At 53.1% G+C, this 19430-nt stretch carries 16 protein-coding genes; 4 read left to right on the top strand and 12 right to left on the bottom strand.

The window, feature by feature from the left end; all coding sequences use genetic code 11:
* Positions 1-27: 27 nt before the first annotated feature.
* Complete coding sequence (yyaC, locus tag KHA84_RS05130) at positions 28-633, top strand: spore protease YyaC (RefSeq protein WP_213422462.1); 606 nt, start codon at positions 28-30, stop codon at positions 631-633.
* On the opposite strand, the gene KHA84_RS05125 is transcribed toward yyaC, so the two are convergent.
* Entirely contained in the window at positions 620-1645 is a 1026-nt protein-coding gene (locus KHA84_RS05125) for a sensor histidine kinase (RefSeq protein ID WP_213422461.1), read from the bottom strand. The two genes, yyaC and KHA84_RS05125, sit on opposite strands and share 14 nt — an antisense overlap.
* 122 nt (positions 1646-1767) lie before the next feature.
* Positions 1768-2460 (bottom strand): response regulator transcription factor, encoded by a 693-nt coding sequence (locus KHA84_RS05120; RefSeq protein WP_213422460.1) that lies wholly within the window; start codon positions 2458-2460, stop codon positions 1768-1770.
* Between the two features lie 243 nt (positions 2461-2703).
* Here KHA84_RS05120 and KHA84_RS05115 point away from each other — a divergent pair, with 243 nt between their 5' ends.
* A complete protein-coding gene (locus KHA84_RS05115; protein WP_213422459.1) occupies positions 2704-3102 on the top strand; it encodes a DoxX family protein in 399 nt (132 codons plus the stop codon).
* 357 nt (positions 3103-3459) lie between these two features.
* Here the strand turns inward: KHA84_RS05115 and KHA84_RS05110 are convergent, their stop codons facing one another.
* The 7 genes from KHA84_RS05110 to KHA84_RS05080 all read right to left on the bottom strand — a co-directional run bounded on the left by KHA84_RS05110 (position 3460) and on the right by KHA84_RS05080 (position 13434).
* On the bottom strand, positions 3460-4032 hold the full coding sequence (locus tag KHA84_RS05110) for a class D sortase (protein WP_213422458.1): 573 nt from the start codon (positions 4030-4032) through the stop codon (positions 3460-3462).
* A gap of 43 nt (positions 4033-4075) precedes the next feature.
* Positions 4076-6496, bottom strand: coding sequence for an Ig-like domain-containing protein (locus KHA84_RS05105; RefSeq protein ID WP_213422457.1), 2421 nt, complete (start codon positions 6494-6496; stop codon positions 4076-4078).
* Positions 6497-6904: 408 nt separating this feature from the next.
* A complete protein-coding gene (locus KHA84_RS05100; protein WP_213422456.1) occupies positions 6905-7483 on the bottom strand; it encodes a PepSY domain-containing protein in 579 nt (192 codons plus the stop codon).
* Positions 7484-7705: 222 nt separating this feature from the next.
* Entirely contained in the window at positions 7706-10075 is a 2370-nt protein-coding gene (locus KHA84_RS05095; RefSeq protein WP_213422455.1) for an Ig-like domain-containing protein, read from the bottom strand.
* Positions 10076-10531: 456 nt separating this feature from the next.
* On the bottom strand, positions 10532-11227 hold the full coding sequence (locus tag KHA84_RS05090; protein ID WP_213422454.1) for a PepSY domain-containing protein: 696 nt from the start codon (positions 11225-11227) through the stop codon (positions 10532-10534).
* A 117-nt stretch (positions 11228-11344) separates the two neighbouring features.
* On the bottom strand, positions 11345-12745 hold the full coding sequence (locus KHA84_RS05085) for a sensor histidine kinase (protein WP_213422453.1): 1401 nt from the start codon (positions 12743-12745) through the stop codon (positions 11345-11347).
* On the bottom strand, positions 12742-13434 hold the full coding sequence (locus tag KHA84_RS05080) for a response regulator transcription factor (RefSeq protein WP_213422452.1): 693 nt from the start codon (positions 13432-13434) through the stop codon (positions 12742-12744). Before KHA84_RS05080 ends, KHA84_RS05085 begins: the two co-directional genes overlap by 4 nt.
* A 186-nt stretch (positions 13435-13620) precedes the next feature.
* On the opposite strand from KHA84_RS05080, the gene KHA84_RS05075 reads away from it, so the two are divergent.
* Together KHA84_RS05075 and KHA84_RS05070 are read left to right on the top strand one after the other, a co-directional pair.
* The gene (locus KHA84_RS05075; protein ID WP_213422451.1) at positions 13621-14355 is read left to right on the top strand and encodes an MBL fold metallo-hydrolase; all 735 of its coding nucleotides are present in this window, start codon (positions 13621-13623) and stop codon (positions 14353-14355) included.
* Positions 14356-14505: 150 nt separating this feature from the next.
* A complete protein-coding gene (locus tag KHA84_RS05070) occupies positions 14506-14841 on the top strand; it encodes a zinc ribbon domain-containing protein YjdM (protein WP_213422450.1) in 336 nt (111 codons plus the stop codon).
* A 373-nt stretch (positions 14842-15214) separates the two neighbouring features.
* Here KHA84_RS05070 and KHA84_RS05065 read toward each other — a convergent pair whose 3' ends face one another.
* Genes KHA84_RS05065 through KHA84_RS05055 form a run of 3 tightly spaced genes read right to left on the bottom strand, consistent with a single transcriptional unit; the run spans position 15215 to position 19308 of the window.
* A complete protein-coding gene (locus KHA84_RS05065) occupies positions 15215-16396 on the bottom strand; it encodes a M20 metallopeptidase family protein (RefSeq protein WP_213422449.1) in 1182 nt (393 codons plus the stop codon).
* Between the two features lie 38 nt (positions 16397-16434).
* Positions 16435-17859 (bottom strand): YfcC family protein, encoded by a 1425-nt coding sequence (locus KHA84_RS05060; RefSeq protein WP_213422448.1) that lies wholly within the window; start codon positions 17857-17859, stop codon positions 16435-16437.
* A 33-nt stretch (positions 17860-17892) separates the two neighbouring features.
* Positions 17893-19308, bottom strand: a complete 1416-nt coding sequence (locus KHA84_RS05055) for an amino acid permease (RefSeq protein WP_213422447.1) — start codon at positions 19306-19308, stop codon at positions 17893-17895.
* Positions 19309-19430 lie beyond the last annotated feature (122 nt).

The raw sequence follows: 19430 nt of genomic DNA, 5'->3' as shown, positions 1-19430 counted from the left end.
AATCATATTCAGGAAGGAGGCCGGCCGATGTTTCCTTTTGTCGGAAGAAAAACGATCATAACAGGCGACCCCAAGTTTTCTTACCGTTACTTCACCGGGTCACCGGATGACGATGTGCTGCGCCACATTGCAAAGGAGCTCGCTCGGCTCTATCAAACACATGATGGCGATGTCGTCTTTTTATGTATCGGTTCGGACCGCTCGACCGGGGATTCCTACGGTCCCTTTGTCGGATCGATGCTGAAGGAAAGCCGTTTCCCCCATCCCCTCTATGGAACCATCGAAGACCCCGTCCACGCCCTGAATATCCAGCAGACACTCAGGGAGATCCGCAGCCGGACCCGGGAACCGCTCATTGTCAGTGTGGATGCCTGCCTGGGAGTGACCGACCGGATCGGCTCCATTCTTTTCAATGAAGGCCCTTTAATTCCGGGCTATGCCGTCCGGAATCCGCTGCCAGGCGTGGGCGCGTGTCATTTCAAGGGCATCGTGAACCATCTTGACCCGCATTATCCCGCCGATTCACTGAACAGCACCCGGCTGGATACGGTTCTCCGGCTTGCCAGAATCACATCTGATATTATTTTGGACTCGGTCCTGTTGGCCACCTCTGAAAATGCTAGCCACCCATGATCCGGTCAAACTCATTGTCTTTCGGGAATGTCAGCGTGAGGACGGTGCCCCGCCCTTTTTCCGAGGCGGCGGACAGTTGGATGCCGAGCCTCTTGGCCACCGTATCGGCCAGATACAGACCAAGTCCCGTCGCGGCGTTATGAATGCGGCCCGTGCCCCCGGTATAGCCTTTTTCGAAAATCCGGGGCAGGTCATGCGCCGGGATCCCCGGCCCTTCGTCTGTGATCCGCAGCCGCACGTTTTCTTCGGGGGAGCAGTCGGCCGTGATGGAGATCGTGCCGCCGACCGGGCTGTATTTCACCGCGTTCGTCAGGATCTGGCGGATGATAAACCGCGCCCATTTCACGTCGGTCCGAACAGAAAGATCGTCCCCTTTCAGTTCGACGGCGACATCCTTTTCCATGCACCAAGCGGCGAGTTCCCGGACTTCAGGTACGGTGAGCGAGCGCACGCTCGACGTCTCCGGCAGGAAATCTGCCGCAAGCGTCGGCATCCGCGAAATGTACAGCTGGCGATCGATCAGAAGATGAAGGCGGAGCCACTCCGACTGAAGCCGCCGCACGGCTGGGTCTGCCCGGTGCTCATCCAGAATCAGCTTCATCGCCGTCATCGGCGCCTTCGCCTCATGCACCCACGCCGCCACGTAATCCGCCTCGAGATACTGCGCATCGGCGAGCTTCGCCAGCTCCTCCCGGTGGACCCGGGAAGCAGCGGTGAGCAGCTCAGCCGTCGTTTGTTCCAGGCCGGTCGGCCGCTTCGGCAACAGCTCCTCCCATTCCCGGAGCGATTCATCGGACAACCTGGATGCCTCCCGGAGAAACGCCGTTTCCCGCCGCCAGCGCCAGATGATGAACAGGGTGAAGACGGCGAGCAGAAGAACATTCATATACACGACGGACGCCGCTTCGATTTCAATTCCGTCATCGAGGAGGATGATCAGGTCTGCGAGAAGGAGAGCGCCGAGGAAGAAAAGGATCCATGGGAGACGGGATTTTAGGTAGGGGATGAACACGGTGAGTTTGCCTCCTTCCAGGTGGGGGTGGTTGATATCTTTCTAAAAGTGCTCGATATCCGAATGAAAGTGAACGATATCTTCGGGTAAGTGGACGGAAACCGGTTTGACTGAGCGTTCAGTCAGGCTAATTTGTCCTCCACTGCCACATACCCCATGCCCTTCTTTGTCACAATCTTGTCCCCCAGCCTGATTTCCTCGAGCTTATTCCGCAGGCGGTTGATGTTCACAGTCAGGGTATTGTCGTTCACGAACCGCTCGTCATCCCAGAGTTTCCGGATCAATTCATCGCGTGTCACGATTTCGTTGCGCGACTCGACGAGGACCGCGAGAATGAAGAATTCATTTTTCGTCAGTTCGACGTCGATGCCGCCTGATCGGATGGTCCCCCGCTTCAGATCAAGGATAGCTCCGTTCCATTCCACAATATCCGGCTTTTCGTCGGTATAGGCGTACGTACGCCGGAGAATTGCCTGGAGCTTTGCCAGCAGGACGTCCGAGTTGAACGGCTTCTGGATAAAGTCGTCGGCGCCCATCGACATTGCCATCACCTGGTCCATCGGATGGTCGCGCGACGACAAAAAGACGATCGGCACGTTCGACTCCGCACGGATCTCGCGGCACCAGTGGTACCCGTCAAACGCCGGCAGCCCGATATCGAGAATTACGAGATGGGGGCCGACCGCGCGGAACACTTCCATCACCCTGTGAAAATCGTCCGGGCCCATGACCGACAGCCCCCACTGCCCGAGCTTGTTGGACAGTGACCGGAAAATCGCCTCGTCATCCTCCACCAAAAACACTGTGAATTCCATTACGCAGACCCCCTTTTCCATCATTTTACCGGAAACTCCGAAAGTTTTTTGGGAAAACATGAATAACTCCCCGCAAGGCGGGTAACCTATTAGCAACCCCACTTCTCTATTTCCCCCTTTTAGAGAATGCAGGTCCTGGCCCGCCGGCGATGTCGGCGGGCATTTTTTGCGTTGTCATAAGAAAAATAGCTCGATACATAGTTATATTAAGTAACTCAAAAACAAAAGGAGAGTAGTTTAGATATGGACAAGAACGATATCGCGAAAGTCATTTTGAGGGTCATCCTCGGTTTTACCTTCTTCATTCACGGACTGGTTAAGTTCCAGGGCGGCATTGCCAATACGGTCGGGTACTTTGATAGCCTCGGCATCCCGGGGTTGATGGCCTATGCCGTAGCCACCATTGAGCTTGTCGGCGGATTGGCGATGATTCTCGGCATCGGTACAAAGATTGTCGGTATTCTTTTCGCCATCATCATGATCGGTGCCATCTTTACCGCAAAGCTTTCACTCGGCTTCCTCGGCAATGGCCAGATGGCGGGCTATGAACTGGATCTGATCCTGCTTGCGGCTTCCCTGTACTTTGTACTCGCCGACCGTTCCGTCCTGTCGGCTGACCACAAACTTGCCCAAAAAGGATAATTGAACGATTACCCGGATAATGATTACTTTCCTCTTGACCGGGTACCCTATAACCAACCCCTTCTCTATTTCCCCCTTTTAGAGAATGCAGGTCCTGGCCCGCCGGCGATGTCGGCGGGCATTTTTTGCGGAAAGAAGAAGTGCGGAACCCCTTCCTCCGCTGATTGGACGGGAAAATTAAAGAAAATTCATTTCTTTAGGATTAAAATCCGACGGACCGGGTAACCTATGACCAGCCCCACTTCTCTATTTCCCCCTTTTAGAGAAAGCAGGTCTTTGATCCGCCCGGTTGTCGGCGGATCCTTTTTTTGTACACAAAAAACAACCCTCCATCAAAAGAAGATGGAGGGTTGATGTTCAGTTAACGGGATACGCGTAAAAGACGAACCGTTCCGGAGCGGAGCCCAATGCATCAAAGGGATAGCATGTCGAGACGACAAGGACTTCCTCGCCCATGCTTCGGATCACGGAGGTGTCATCGGCATCCACAATTTCTGTATCCCGGATCACGTACTCAAACTCACCGTAAGGCATTTGGACGATGAATGTGTCACTGATCTCGAGCTCCGCAAACCTCTTGAATACGGTGTCCCGGTGCCCCGCCAGCAGAATCTGCTCGTTCTGCCCCGGGAACACCGATTCGGTCAAGTGCCCCACCCCCTTCATCAAAGCGTCAGGGTCGGTCCCTTCGACAATCGGCAATTCCTTGCCGAGTTTCGGCACTTGCAATAGGCCGATTGCATCGCCGGATGCGGCTTTGAAAGCCTCTGCGTTTGCATCTGTCTTCGTGCCGTTTTGGCCCTGTTCGAGCCGTTCCTTGGCCTCTACGAGCGACTGTTCCTGCGCTTTCGAGTGGCTGAAATAGGACCAGCCCGCAAACACGAGCGCTGCCGCTCCGATGACAATCAGGATGTTGCTGATCCATTTCATATGCTCACTCCTTCCTTCTTAATACCGGGTTTCCCCGGTTGCTTCACTGAACGTTTTTTCCCTTGCGTGCAAAGCGCCTCATCAGCAGACCCGCGAGGAGAACACCGCCTCCTGCCAGCCCCAATGCACCGGTCGCTGTCGCTGTCTTTGGAAGCTTTTGTCCGGAACTGCTGCCGCTCGTACCGCTCGTACCCTTCGTACCGGACTCTGCCTTGTAGTCCGAGCCTGAGCCGGATTCTGCTGCTTTCTCAACGGTCACTTGAACCGGTTCGCTCAACTTGCCATCCGGGTCGGACTGACGGACTTCAACTTTCGTTCCAGCCTTGAGCTTTTCTTGTAGTTTGATCGAGAAATCGCCATCCTCATTGACGTCAGCCTTTCCGATTTCCTTCCCATCCACGTAGGCGATGATGCTGTGCTGATCCTTACCTTCACCCGTGATGGAAAGATCGGCATCGGTGATCGGATCCACACTCGGCTTGTCCACCTTCACAGCGTCCCCCGTCTTCAATACGGTCGTTGAGACGAAGTCGCTGTATTCGCCGTCCTCCGAAGCCTGGAACAAATCGATCACCGTTCCCGCTTCAAGCGGTTCAAACAGTTCAATGGCATAGTTCCCTTCACCATCCGCCTCTGCAATGCCGATGAGTTCATCGTCCACGATTGCAAACACCGCATTATTAGCTCCAGCAGTGCCGTTGATTTCGAGATCGGTATCATAGACATCATTCACTTTTGGGGCTTCGAGTGTCGCCACGGATTCCTTGACTACAGTAAAGACGAAATCGCTGTATTCTTCCTCGTCATTCACCTGCAATAAGGCGACTTCCCTACCTACTTCTAGCTGGGATTCCAATTCAATGAAGTAAGAGCCGTCCTCCATCACTTCAGCCATACCTAAGAATTCCTCTTCGGTAAACGCTCCCACAAGATTACCTGGTGTAGCGGTGCCGGTAATCCAGTAATCAAGATTATAAATATCATCAACTACAGGAATCTCAAGCGTAGGATTCCATTCCTCGTCCTGCGGGGAAGGAAGTACCTGCGCGCGATAAACCTCACTCTCTTGGCCATCTTCTGTCATCTGATAAAAATCGATGAATTCTCCTTCCTCCAGCGGCCTGTCAAGTACCATTTCGAAAATACCATTGTTGCCCACCACAACATCCTGTGCAGAGAAGAGGGAGTACGGCGGCTGCACTTTGGCGTTGCCAATATAGCCCCCATTAGACCTTGCAAATACGGTAGCGCCGACAAGCCCTTCACCTATCACGAAGGTGTCCCCTGCGAAGATCCAGTACGGATTCGGCTTGTCCGGAATAATGACCACCTGCCTGGATTCATCGAAGTGGACTTCATCTGTCGCAGTAAGTGCCCGAAGCTCTTCTTCGCTTGGATCAGCCACTGTCAGACCGCCTCTAATGGTAATGTCTCCATCCACATAAGCTGGTTTCGGCAAACGGAGTTCGGCGTGTGCCGTGATATGTCCGATTACTTTGGCTGTCTCAAAATCTTTGGTCCACTCTGAGGGTTGGATACCCAAAACCGTTTGCAGTTCCCCCGTCAGTCTGGAGAGGTCTTCTTGAGCCGGTTTGATAATATCAAGGACGACCTCCTCCGCAAGACTTGTCTCCGTCATCACTCCGCCATCGGAGGAATTGATGTCTTCTTCCGGCTGTTCTTCATTACCAGTCCCTTGAGGCTGTTCATCCGCCTGATTCTCTATTACATTCAGATTTTCTGCAGCAACGTTCAACTGTTTTAACGCCTGTCGGATACCCTCTTCGATTTCTGTTTCAAGCTGTGCATCGAGCGCTTCAGAAAAGTCACCTATGGCCCCACCATTCTCTCGGACATCCATCGGGGCTTCTCCACTGTAATCCGACAGGTCAGAAAGCATTTCGGGTTCTGCAAATCCAGCGATTGCTTCGTGCAGGCCGTCGATACCTTCGATACGAATTAGATCGGATACTTTAAGGCTATTCTCCCCATCAACCGGCCTTTCCAGGAATTCCTGCAGTTCGACAGCCAGTAAATCCGCCTGTTCTAAAATCGGCTGTGTAGTATTGGACAGGGTCGGCAATTCTGTCATGCTGAGTGGAGCGACATCGATGTCCACATTCACAGGACCTGTGGCCATCAACCGAGTGGACAGGGTCGGAGCATAGAATGCCGCTGCACTCTCCGGCGTCCCGACCCCGTTTCCGCTGCCCGAAAGATTCAAGGACAGCCGATAATAATCCTCCTCTTCCAAAAGCTCCGCATCCAGCGTCATAACGGATTCCTGCGTCTGAGCCATCATACTGGCCTCGGCTTTGTCTCTGACAGATACCGGAACACCCGATGGCAATGTGCTGAGAACCAGCGCTGCAGTGACACCTGAAGCTGTAATCATACGCTTCATCCGGCCGGCTGCGGACCTCCGACTATCCCCCATCTTCTTTTTATAATCGAACGACCTCATATAAATCCCCCTTCTCCCTTTATGAATCTTTTTTATATCGGAGACCGGCAACCTTCGCCGACCATATATAATCTTGGGCGGTAGTACAATTTTCCCGGTTCAGCCATTGAATTCGACCTATGCTGTGTCGAATCCTTCTTGGACATAGGTGTGAAAAAATAATTTTGGAAATATAAAAACCGAAACACATTCGCCCGCTAATTCATTTCCTTTTGACCGAAAGATTTTGTCATCAGCGGAGGTTTGTCCCCGCTTTCTTCAGACTCCGCCTCACTGCGGATACCCTTGCGTTTAGCCAACTGTTCCATCTGCCTTCGCAGTTCGGGACTTGCACGCTATAGGCTACGCCCATGACGGGCGCACAACAAAAAAACCGCCGCCCAATCGGGCAGCGGTCTTCATGTTCGGTCAGTCTTCGTCTTTTTCAAAGTTGATGATGTTGCCGTTTTCTGCGTCAATGTCGACTTCGTATTCGAACTTGTCATCACGAAGTTCCACTTCATAGTTCCAGCGGCCATCGTCTTCATCGAGCTCGGATTCAATCACTTCGGCTGCCGAGCCGGCCTTGGCTTTCGCGATCTTGATCGCTTCCTCTTCCTTAATCAGGTTGTCCGGAGCAGCCTTGCTGTCGTTTTGGTCGTCATCCTCGTCATCCTCGTCATCCTCGTCATCCTGTTCGGTCTTCAAGACCTTTCCGGATTTCGCATCAACCTTGACCTCTACTTCGCCGGACTCGCCGCGAATTTCGAACTCATACTCTTGGTCTTCGCGATCCAGCTCCATCTCGCGGACTTCTCCGCCGCCTGCCGCTTCAATTGCAATTGTCTTTGCCTCATCCGCCGAAATCCAGCCCGATGCCACCTGCTTCACTTTCGCTTCAGCCGTATTGACCGGCGCGAGTTTCCCTGTGTCTTCTGCAAAAGCCGCCATGCCTCCGATTGCCAGAACCCCTGCTGCGACCGGTGCAATGAACCAACGTTTTTTCATGTTAATTTCCTCCTCGTTTGTTATTGTCCTTATCATATCCTCGCTGGATTAAGGGACACTGAGGAGAAGATTAGAGATTCATGAGAAAAAACATGTTAGCCAATTTCTTCCTCATCCATTACCTACAGGAAAAGAAAGACCGGGGATATCCCCCGGCCCTGATTGTTATAAGCAGCCTGACCCCGCAAATACGAACGAAAAGTCATCGCAAAAGATACTGCATTACCCAATATTAGATTTTTTTGTGTTCTTTTGGCGTCCGAATAACCTTGCAATTAGACCGAGCAGAATCGCTCCCGCTCCTGCGGCACCTACCCCTCCTACAAGGGTGGCTGTCTTCGGCAGCTTCTTTCCGTTTGCTTCTCCGGACTCTTCGTTCACGGAGAAATTCTCCTTTGAGCCACCATTGGTAGCACTTTGGTTAGTTGAGGAATTCACGTCCTCTGATTGATCTTCATCAGTTGTTGAATTACCACTCTCTTTTTTACCATCTTCATCTTTATGAACCGTTTCCTCATCAGACTCATCTGTCTTAGTTGATTCTTCCGGTTGCTCTTCTTCGTCACCTGGATTGGTTGATTCTTCAGGCTGTTCTGCACCATCACCTGGAATAGTCGGATCATCTGGTTGCTCTTCTTCTCCGTCTGGCTCTGTCGGATCCCCCGGCTGCTCTTCTTCTCCGCCTGGCTCTGTCGGATCTCCCGGCTGCTCTTCTTCTCCGCCTGGCTCTGTCGGATCTCCCGGCTGTTCTTCTCCATCTCCCGGTTCAGTTGGTTCTCCCGGTTGCTCTTCTCCGTCTCCCGGCTCGGTCGGTTCTCCAGGTTGTTCTTCTCCATCTCCCGGCTCAACCGGTTCTCCAGGTTGCTCTTCTTCGTCTCCCGGCTCGGTCGGTTCTCCAGGTTGTTCCTCCCCATCACCTGGAGTGGTCGGCTCTTCTGGCTGTTCTACACTATCTTCCGGCTCAGCATTTTTTTGAACTTCGATTACTACGATTTTGCTATAATTCCCGTCAGAATCCACTTGTTCGATGGTTATTGTATGGTCTGCAGTGAGTTCCAAGTTTCCTAGGTCAATGACGAAATCTCCGTTTTTATCTGCAATGGCAATAGCATGATTACCCTTTCCATCTCTTACCGTCAAGTAGCCTCCGGGTACAGCTCCGCCCCCTGTAATTTCCCCCGAGTTTTCTTTAACATCATTCACTGTTGGTGGTACAAGTATTTCTTCGCCTGTAGCTTCCATAGCCACCTGGACGAATGTTGATTCACTCTGGTTGCCTTCTGTGTCAACCTGGAACAATTCAATCGTACTTCCACCTTGGAGCCTCTCATTATCAAGTTTGAGGGTGTATTCCACAAGGTCGGAGTCACTTTGGTTTGATATAGAAGCAAAAGCCATGAACATCATCTGTATACTTTCTTTCTCTTCAGTCTCGATATCCCCGATTTTCGTATGCCCTACCACTTCACTGTTAACCAATGCATAAACGGTAGCTCCTTCAACGCCACTGCCATTAATAACTGTAGTTGTCTCCGATATTACAGATTCCACCACTTTAGGTTTTTTAATGTTACCATTTTTCTCTCCTAGTACCCTTAGGTCAACATAACTACTTATCCCATCATATTCATCAGCTTTGTGGGCTTCAAAGAACCTTAACTGCGTCCCGAAGGGGAAAATATTCTTGATTTCAAAAATTCCGTTTTCATCAATTCCATACCACCGTTCATACGAACCGTTTATAACAAGTCCAATAGTTTTCCCCGGTGTTCCCGTTCCTTTGATATATTCGTCTTTCATAGTAAATGGATTAATTGTTGGAGCAGGCAAATACTCAGTTGTGTCTTTCTCAACAATGTACTGAACAGCTTCGCTGCTTGTACCATCTATAGTTTGATAGATTTCTACAACAGTATCCTTTGGAAACGGTTCATTTAATCTAAATTCAAAGTATCCAGAAGTAACTTCGGCTTCAATGACTTGATCATTTGCCTTTAAATATACAGAAGCGCCTTTTTTCGCCCAACCAGCTATAAAGGTTGTTTGATCAGTTAATAAGTGATTTGCTACATCGGGTTTATCTAACAGTTGTGCATTTGAATGTGAGAATTCATCCACCTTAAATTCCTTATCAGCTTCTTCAGAGTGTTCATCCGTTACATTATCCTTATCAGCAACTACAGCTTCAGTCAATTGTTCATTAATCTTTTCTTCATTAGGCGTAACAATTGTACTTTCAATTGCCTCGATGTCATTTTCCCCATCTGCCTCTAGTTCCTCTTCTTTAGTTTCCATATCCTCAGCTTCTTTATCGTTCGGCTCATCCAAAAGCACGTCTTCCATCTCATCTACGAAATCTGTATTTTCATCTAAAGTGATAGATTCACTTTTTTCAGCAACCGTTGCTTCTGTGGTCTGTTCATCTTGGTGCATAATTTCCGCAGTCTTGGTTGTCTCGGTTGCATCTACTGGCATTGAAGTTCCCACACCAATAACTGTCACCAGTGCTGATGAGGCAACAACTCGTCTTGTCCGGCGGAAAGTAGTCTGTTGCTTTGCCCCCATTTTCTTTTTGAAGTCGAATGATTTCAAAGTTTCCCCTCTTCTCTCTCTTTTTTGCAGAATAGAATTCGCACCGTTACTTCCTGTCTAATGGTCTCCCCTCGTTTAATAGGATTGAAAATTATGTATCATAGAGCAGTGAATCCTGTTAAACCAAAAGACTCATTGGATAATAGTCTGAATTTACTATACTGCCATATTTATCATATACATCATTTTACAACTTATCAATATTATTTCCTGCAATGGGTAATATCACTCAAATTCTAATAAATAATTGATTTTCTGCTTTTTTAAAACCTCTTATTCCTATCATTTCAATAGTATTAGGTCTTGATCTTAAATCGAATGTTAAAAATCCAGTAAATTCGTCCAAAATAAAAAGCCCTGCATAGCAGAGCTTTTTCAAAATCCTGATCATGGTTATTCTAGAATGGCATCAATACCGGTGAAAATATTGAATCCATCACTGATAGAAACGCAACCTTAATCGTCCCAAGATATGGTCAAAATCTCACCAGTGATGGCGTGGATTTGGATATCTGCTTCCCGGTCATCTGCTGTTTCGACCTGGACCATGTAGTAGCCGCCGTCTTCGGTATCCTCGAAGTCGATGTCATCATCCAGCTCTCCCGGGATCTCCTTGACAGCGATGTCTCCGGCTTCACTTGGTGTAAGCCGGACGGACTGCTTAGGCGCTTCTTCCTGTGCAGGCCCGGCCGGTTCTTTTTCGGTCACGGATTCTTTGATCTGCTCACCGGTGACTGCGTCGTACTCAGCTTCTGTCGTTCGGGTTTCGTCTTCGACGGTTGCGCTGTAGACGTTATCTTTCAGCTCGAGCACGACTGGTTCTGAGCCGTATTGCTCCGCGACTTTCACTTTCATGTCCGCTTCGGGGATCGGGTCGACGCTTTCGGCCTTGGTCAGCGATATGATGGCGCCGCCGTCGCTGTCGACGACCGCTTCGAAAACGCCGTCTATGCGTTCGAGCGTAACTCGATAGACGTCGCCGTCCTGCACGATTTCCTGCACTTCGCCGCCGTACATCTGCTTGAGCTTGTCTTCGACGTCAGCCGCGGCCATCGCCTCCCCGCCACCGCGAAGGGCCATGATAGCCACAACGACCACGACCAAAGCCGCCGCCCCGATCGCCGAGGGCCATAGCCATTTTCGTTTATCCATGATGAACGACCCCCTTCTTTTCACCTATTATACAAAGCCAATATTAAAAAACGGTGAGAGGCCTGACGTTCTGATTGCTGCGTATTCATTGGTCTGCCTGACTGGCGGGTCGGGGATTCAAGTTGGTGTTCGCCCCGGGTTCTTCTTTTTTTCCGGCATTGGACCGCTTCCTGCCTGTTGCCATTTTGAAGGAAAGCTAATCCTGAATACCGTCCCGACACCGATGATGCTTTCCACACTCAGCTCCGCCCCGAGTCCGTCCGCGATTTCCTTGGCGAGTGCGAGGCCGAGGCCGGTGCCGCCGGTTTTGCGGTTCCGGTCATTGTTGACGCGGTAGAAGCGGTCGAACAAGTGCGGAATGTCCGCTTCGGTAATGCCCGGGCCGTGGTCGGCAACGGCAAGTTCGACGCGGCCGCCGCTTTCTTCCAACGTAAGGCGGACTGCGCCGTCGCTGTACTTCCGTGCGTTGTCCAGAAGGATGAACAGCAGTTGACGGAGTTTGTCCGGGTCGGTGTCGGCAAGGAGTTTGTCCGGTCCCTCAATCGAGAATTCCCTGCCGTACGCCTGGCGCATCGGCCGGACCGTTTCTTCGGCGATATCCCGGATGTCCGCCTGCTTGAACATATAGGCGGCCGCCCGGTCGGACCTGGCAAGGTCCAGGAGCTGTGCGGTCAGGTCTTTCATGCGGACGGCCTGCGACAAAATGGCGTCGACGGCCTCAACCGCTACGCTCCGGTCATTGAATCCGCGCCGCTTCAGCAGGCGCGCGTAGCTTTCGATGACGGTGATCGGCGTTTTCAGCTCATGGGAGGCGTCGGAGACGAAACGCTCCTGCTTTTCGTAGTTCCGGCCCAGTTGATCCATCATGTCGTTGTAGGCAAGCGCCATCTCATGCAGTTCATCCCGTCCGTGGCCTTCATCGATTTTCTCATAGGCGCCCTTTTCCCGGTTTTCGCGCATCGTGCCGGTAAGCACGTTGATCGGCCGGGTGACGAGACGGCCGAGTGCGACGCTCGAGGCAATGACCGGGATCATCGCGGCGGCGGTGAGCCCGATCAGAATCAGCCTGAGCAAGGCCAGTTCGTGTGCGATGTCGTCCGCAAGCTGTGTGATGCGGAGCTCAGCCACTTCACCGCCCGTACTGATAAATGGCATGGCCACCGTCACGGCGGGCACGCCTTTCACTTCATTAATGGTATACGGTTCGCCGCCGGCCGGTTCAGCCGTGAAATTACGCAGCCGGCTGTCGCTTTCCACTTTGCGGATTACCCGCCCGTCCTCCCCTATGATCTGCAGCGCGCCGTCCGGCGGCATATAGGCCCGGATGACCATGTTCGCGTCTGCGGGAGCGATTTCATTCAGCTCGGCGGTCAGCTCCTCCCCTCTCTCGATTAACTGCCCCGCCTGCCGCTCGTAGGTCATTTTCTCGAACAGGAAGTAGATGCCGATGCTGAGCCCTGTCAGGATGAGGAACATGAGGAACGTCGTGAACACATGGATCCTCGTTTTCAGCTTCATTTCGGTGCTTCCTTCAGCACATAGCCGACGCCGCGGACCGTATGGATGAGCCCGTCACCGATTTTCTTGCGCACGTAACGGACGTACACATCGACGACATTCGTGTCGCCATAATAATCAAATCCCCATACCGCATCCAGCAGCTGCTCACGCTCGAACACGCGGTTCGGGTGTTTCAGGAAATGCAGCAGCAGATCGTATTCCCGCGGGGTCAGTTCGATGGCGCGGCCGTCACGGGTCACGTCGCGTGTTTCTTCATTAATGGTAAGTCCCGCGAACGAGTGGATATGCTCCGGTGTCTCTTCCTTTGCCCCGATGAGCGCCTTCGCCACACGCAGCATCGCCCGGATGCGCGCCAGTAGCTCCTCGATCTCGAACGGCTTCGTGACGTAGTCGTTTGCCCCGAGGTCAAGTCCCGCCACTTTGTCTTCCACATCACTTTTCGCCGTCAGCAAAATGACCGGAACCGCCGTGTCGCTCGCCCGGATACGGCGAAGCACATCCAGCCCGGACAGCCCCGGAAGCATCAGATCGAGCAGCACGAGATCCCATCCGCCCTCGCGGAACTTGATCAGCCCCTCATCCCCCGCGTGCGCCACTCCGGCCTCGTAGCCCTCAAACTCCAGCTCGAGCTGCAGCACCCGCGCGATGTTCTCCTCGTCCTCCACAATCAGGATCCGTTCTGCCATGCCGTCCGCCTCCTTCACTTTCTACCTATTACTATGATGGCGGCGGAATTTGGCGTCAAGGGCGGAAGGGCTCAAAGCCTGCAGGTCGCAGAGGGCGTGCGGCGCACGGCATTTCTCACCAAAAGGATTCACCGGGCGTTCCGGTGGTACACTGTTGATAACGCGTTTTCTGAGGAGGGGTTTTGAATGAAAGTGATTCCTGTCGGGATCTGGGGCGGCTATCCGAAGGCCGAGTCGGCGACGTCGTCGTTTCTGATCGAGCATGAGGGGTTTCGGGTGCTGTTTGACTGCGGGAGCGGGGTGCTGGCGCAGGTGCAGCGGTACATTACGCTGGATGAGATCGATGCGGTCGTGATCAGCCATTATCACGCGGATCATGTGGCGGATGTCGGAAGCCTGCAGTACCATCATCTGATTGCGTACTACACGGGGCGCCCGCTCCGGAAGCTGACGTTTTACGGGCATGACCGGGATGCGGACGGGTTCGGGAAACTGACGTATAAGGAAGTTGCCGAGGGGCATGCGGTGTCGCCGGGCGAGACGTACGATATCGGGCCGTTTTCCGTAACATTCGAGGAGACGGTCCATCCGGTGTATTGCCTGGCGGCGCGCTTTGAGGCGGGCGGCAAGGCGGCCATGTTCACGGCGGACACGGAGTTCCACGAGCCGCTTGCGGAGTTTGCGTCGGGCGCGGACCTGCTTGTGAGCGAGGCGAATCTGTATGAGGAATACAAGGGCAAATCGCCTGGGCATATGACGGGCAGCGAGGCCGGCGAACTCGCACGTCTTGCGGGTGCGAAGCGGCTTTTGCTGACCCACCTGCCCCAGGACGGCGATGTGCAGCTGATTTTATCCGCCGCCCAGGAAGCGTTCGGCGGGAGCGCGCGGCTTGCGGAAGCAGGAGCGGTGATCGAGATATGAATGAAGAAAAGGGTTCCGCCGGGATGGGATGGCGGCACCCTTTTCTTTGTGGGTCTGATTGCTATTTCTGTCTAATCATATAGAATGTTGTAGTTGGTGCTGCAGAAATTTTTCTTAATTTTCATCAAGGTTTAAGGAGGATAAACGATCATGGCTGTTTTGCCGAATTGCCCCAAATGCCAATCGGAGTATACTTACGAGGACCGCAATGTATTCGTATGTCCTGAATGTGCAAATGAGTGGACACTTGAAGATGAAGAAAAAAGTGAGGAAAACGTTGTAAAAGACGTCCACGGCAATAGTTTGAAAGACGGAGATACAGTGACCGTCATTAAAGATTTAAAAGTGAAGGGCAGTTCATCAGTCCTCAAAATCGGTACGAAAGTAAAAGGGATCCGTATCGTTGATGGTGACCACAATATTGATTGCAAGATCGATGGATTCGGTGCCATGCAGCTGAAATCTGAATTTGTGAAAAAGGCCTAAATACAGCAATCGGCACGGACGCCTGAGATACCTGCGGGAAAAGCCGGGCTGTTGAGATCCGCTTCACGCGGAGCTTAACAGCCCGGACCTCAGGTAAGACCAGATTCCGTGCCGTTTGCTTTTTTATCGTGTCAATGACTTCCATTAAAATTCGATTTTAGGGTGATGAAGAGTGCGTGTTAAGAAACACACGGGCACAGCGTCCTCATTCTGCCGCCGGTGCTTCCGCCACGACTTTCTTCGAGCGCAGTTCCTTCATCTTGTAGAACACCATGCAGGCGATAAAGAAGCCGACGCCGTAGAGGAGGCCGATGCGCTGTGTCGGGTCGACGAACAGGCTTTGAACTACAGGTCTTCGATGCAGCCGCCGTCTTCACATCCCCAACACTTTCTCCGCAACTTTTACATAATAAGCGGCTCCGAGCGGGAGGGCAGTTTCGTCAACTTTCATCTTCCCATGATGGAGCGGGTAAGCGGGTCCCCAGTCATCGTTGTGGACGCCAATGAATTGCATGGAGGCAGGGATGGCTTCCGAGTAGAAGGCGAAATCTTCGGTGCCGAAGGCAGGTTCGGCCACTTCGATGACCCTGTCTTCGCCGTACACTTCGCGGGCGGCTTCTCTGGTAACGGCAGTTGGAGCCGGGGCGTTGATGACGCCCGGGCAGCCGAGCTCCCATTCGAGTTCATACGTGGCGCCATGGGCGGCGGTGATGCCCCGGATCACCTGTTCAAACAGGTCACGAGCCTTGACGCGCACATCAGGATCGTGGGAGCGGATGGTACCGGTAAGTTCTGCATCGGAGGCAATGACATTGTTCGCCGTGCCGCAGTGGAAAGTCGCAATCGTGAGGACCGGAACCTTGAGCGGCGGAAGCTTGCGGGAGACAATTTGCTGGGCGCTCGTGACAATTTCGGAACCGATGACGAGCGGATCGACGGTGAGTTCGGGTGTCGAGGCGTGGCCGCCACTGCCGAGTATTCTAACTTTAAAGTCATCCGCCGCACTCGTAAACGCGCCTTCCCGCACAGCGAACACTCCGGCCGGATAGTCAGGCTGAATGTGGAGCGCATAGATCTGATCGACACCGTCAATCACGCCTTTAGCAACGAGCTGTTCCGCGCCGCCCGGCGACACTTCCTCTGCGTGCTGGAAGATAAACCGGATTTCGCCCGCAAATTCACTCTGCTTCTCAACAAGTTCGCTGACTGCCCCGAGCAGCATTGCGGGATGGCAGTCATGGCCGCAGGCGTGCATGACTCCAGGGCTTTCCGATTGATAGTCGATATCCGCCTCCTCCCGGATTGGCAACGCGTCAATGTCTGCCCGAAAAGCAATAACGGGAGCACGTCTTTCCGAAGGCTTTGATCCTTTCAGGACAGCGAGCACACTTGTTTCAGTAGGCCTTGTAATTTCAAGACCACCTCCAAAACTCTTCAACACCTCCTCGATATACCTGGCCGTCTCGTATTCCTCGTGCGACAGTTCCGGATGCCGGTGCAGGTGGCGCCGCCATCCGACAATCTGATCAACGCGTGTTTTTGTCATCTGTACCATGTCTGATATCCCCTTTCATTCGAAGCCGGTCGTTCTATTTAAAACGGACCATAGCCGATGGCCTGTGCGATCAGGAGGAAGATAGCGCCGACTACGACTTGAGCCACAAACAGCGGGAATACCCATTTCACCCATTTCGTGAATGGAATGCCCATCATGGCAAGCCCCGCCAGTGTGACGCCACTCGTCGGAATCACAATGTTCGAGAGTCCGTCGCCAAGCTGGAAGGCGAGCACGGCGGTTTGCCGGGTGACACCGAGCAGGTCCGCCAGCGGTGCCATGACCGGCATGGTGAGCGCAGCCTGTCCGCTTCCCGAAGGCACCAGGAAGTTGATAAATAGTTGCGTAATAAACATGCCAACCGCGTTCAGGCTCGCCGGAAGCGTACCGAGCAGCCCGGCTGCCGCATGCAGGATCGTGTCCAAAAGGGCCCCTTCACGGGCAATGACTAGAATCGTCGTGGCCACCCCGATGATGAGGGCACCCGACGTCATTTCCTTCGCACCTTCGATAAATCCATCCGCCATTTCCCCCGGCGCAATACGGCAAATGATGGCCATGACAATGCCGCCAAGAAGGAAGATGCCTGCGATTTCACTGATGTACCAGCCTAGGTTGATCACCCCGTAGACGAGTCCCGCAAAAGTCAGTCCGAGTATGACCATCGACAACTTGTGGCTGGCAGATGCTTTGTAACTTTTATTAACTTCAGGGATTTCTTCCGGATTGTACTTTCCGTAGACCATCCGGGACGGGTCTTTTTTGATTTTCTTCATATGGAGGAAGATGTAGCCGACAACCATGATATAAAACACCGCAAACAGTGCGATACGGAGACCCATCCCGGAATAGACCGGCAGCTCGGCGATCGTCTGAGCAACACCGATATTAAATGGGTTCGTAATACCTGAAACAAAGCCGACCGACATCATGCCGAGCGCTACAGACGCATAGGCCGTCAGTGTATCCAGTTTCAGCGCAAGGAGCATCGGTGCGATAATCGCGATGTAAACCAGTTGATCCTCTGCCGAGCCGATCAGTGCGCCGAGGAGCGCAAACATGAGCGTCAGAATCGGAACGAGTACGTACTCGCGGGAGGCGAAGCGGGCAGCGGTTACCTTAATAAGCGCATCGATGGCGCCTGTCCGCTGCATGATGCCGAGTGCCCCGCCGAACAGAAAGACGAACAAAATGATCATCCCGCCTTCGACAAATCCCACGTGGACACTGTTGAACATCTCCAGGAAGCCGATCGGCTGTTGGTCGATATAACGGAATGTCTCCGGATCGACAACACTTCTGCCTTCCACTTCAACCCGGTCATACTGTCCTGCCGGGACGATATAAGTGAGTGCGGTCATGATGGCGATGATGAAAAACATGAGGACAAACGGGTTCAGGGATTTCGATAGATCCTTTTTCTGCTTGGTGGCTGACACGGGACCTTCGATGGGCTGATTCATCTTGAAGTCCTCCATTTCCTTTTTATTATTTGGTCACTCCGCTGTTGCCGTTGGTTCAGGCACGACTTTCTTCGCGCGCAGTTCCTTCATCTTATAGAACACCATGCAGGCGATAAAGAAACCGACGCCGTAAAGGAGGCCGATGCGCTGTGTCGGGTCGACGAACAGGAAGCCCAGGATCAGCAGGCAGAAGGCGATGCAGAACAGCGGCAGGATCGGATAAAGCGGTGCCTTGAACTTCAGTTCCTCGAGGCGGCCGCCGTCCCGCACATACTTTCTGCGGAACATGAATTGGCTGGCGGCGATGCCCATCCAGGAGATCGTGACGGAGATGCCGGCGATCGACATCAGCAGGACAAAGACGGCATCGGCTTCCATGAAGCTGGTCAGGAGCGACAGGAGCGAAAAGACCATCGTGAAGAGCAGTGCGTTCAGCGGGACTTTCCTCTTGGTCAGCTTGCGGAACTTCCCAGGTGCCATCCCTTCCCCCGCCATAGACCAAAGAAGGCGTGTCGATGCGTAGAGGCAGGAGTTGCCGACGGACAGGATCGCCGTCAGGATGATGAAGTTCATAATGTCTGCTGCGAACGGCACCCCCGCAATCGTCATGAGTGTGACAAATGGGCTTTCCAGGAGACCGAGCTCGGACGCCGGGAAGATGGAGGACAAGATGATGATGGACGCGATATAAAACAGGATGATGCGGACCAGGATCGTGCGGATCGCACGCGGGATATTTTTCTCAGGGTTTTCTGTTTCCCCTGCGGCGACACCGACCAGTTCCGATCCCTGGTAGGAAAAGATGACGTTCATCATCGTCACAAAGACAATGGCAATCCCCGCCGGGAACAGGCCGGCCGGCGCGAGGTTGCCGAGTCCGGGCGACGGGCGGTCGGCGAGCGGGACTGCTCCGAAGATGGCCAGCGCCCCGATGATGATAAAGGCGATCACCGCGAGCACCTTGATGCCGGCAAACCAGAATTCCGCCTCCGCGAAGCCCCGTGTCGACAGCGCGTTCAGCCCGAACAGGAGCAGCATGAAGACCGCGCACCAGATCCAGACCGGCACATCCGGGAACCAGTGCTGCATCAGGATGCCGGCTGCGGTAAACTCGACGCCTGCAGTTGCCGCGGACCCGACAAAGTACATCCAGCCGAGTGAGAATCCGGCCGACGGGCTGATGAATTTCGTGGCGTACGTCTGGAATGACCCGGTGACCGGCATATGGGTCGCGAGTTCCCCGAGGCACGTCATGACCATGTACAGAATCAGGCCGCCGACGAGATAGCCGAGGATGGCCCCGCCCGGCCCCGCCTGGTTGACTGTGTAGCCGGCATTGAGAAACAGTCCCGTCCCGATGACTCCGCCCAGGCTGAGCATGAGCAGATGCCGGCTTTTCATTGACCGGTTGAGTTCCTGCGGCGGCATGAGATTGCTTGAATCGTTCATTTTATCCCCCTGACCGGCGGCCCGTCCCCTCCGGATTGCCGCCTGGTTTGATTTTTCGTGAACACGCTTACAGAAATGGTCAATAGAACCAATTTTCTGTTTCTTAAGTGTTTAAGGAAAGC

Origin of the sequence: Bhargavaea massiliensis, from assembly GCF_018390575.1 — a bacterium.
Taxonomy (GTDB): domain Bacteria; phylum Bacillota; class Bacilli; order Bacillales_A; family Planococcaceae; genus Bhargavaea; species Bhargavaea massiliensis.
This window is presented reverse-complemented; position numbering and strand designations above follow the sequence as displayed.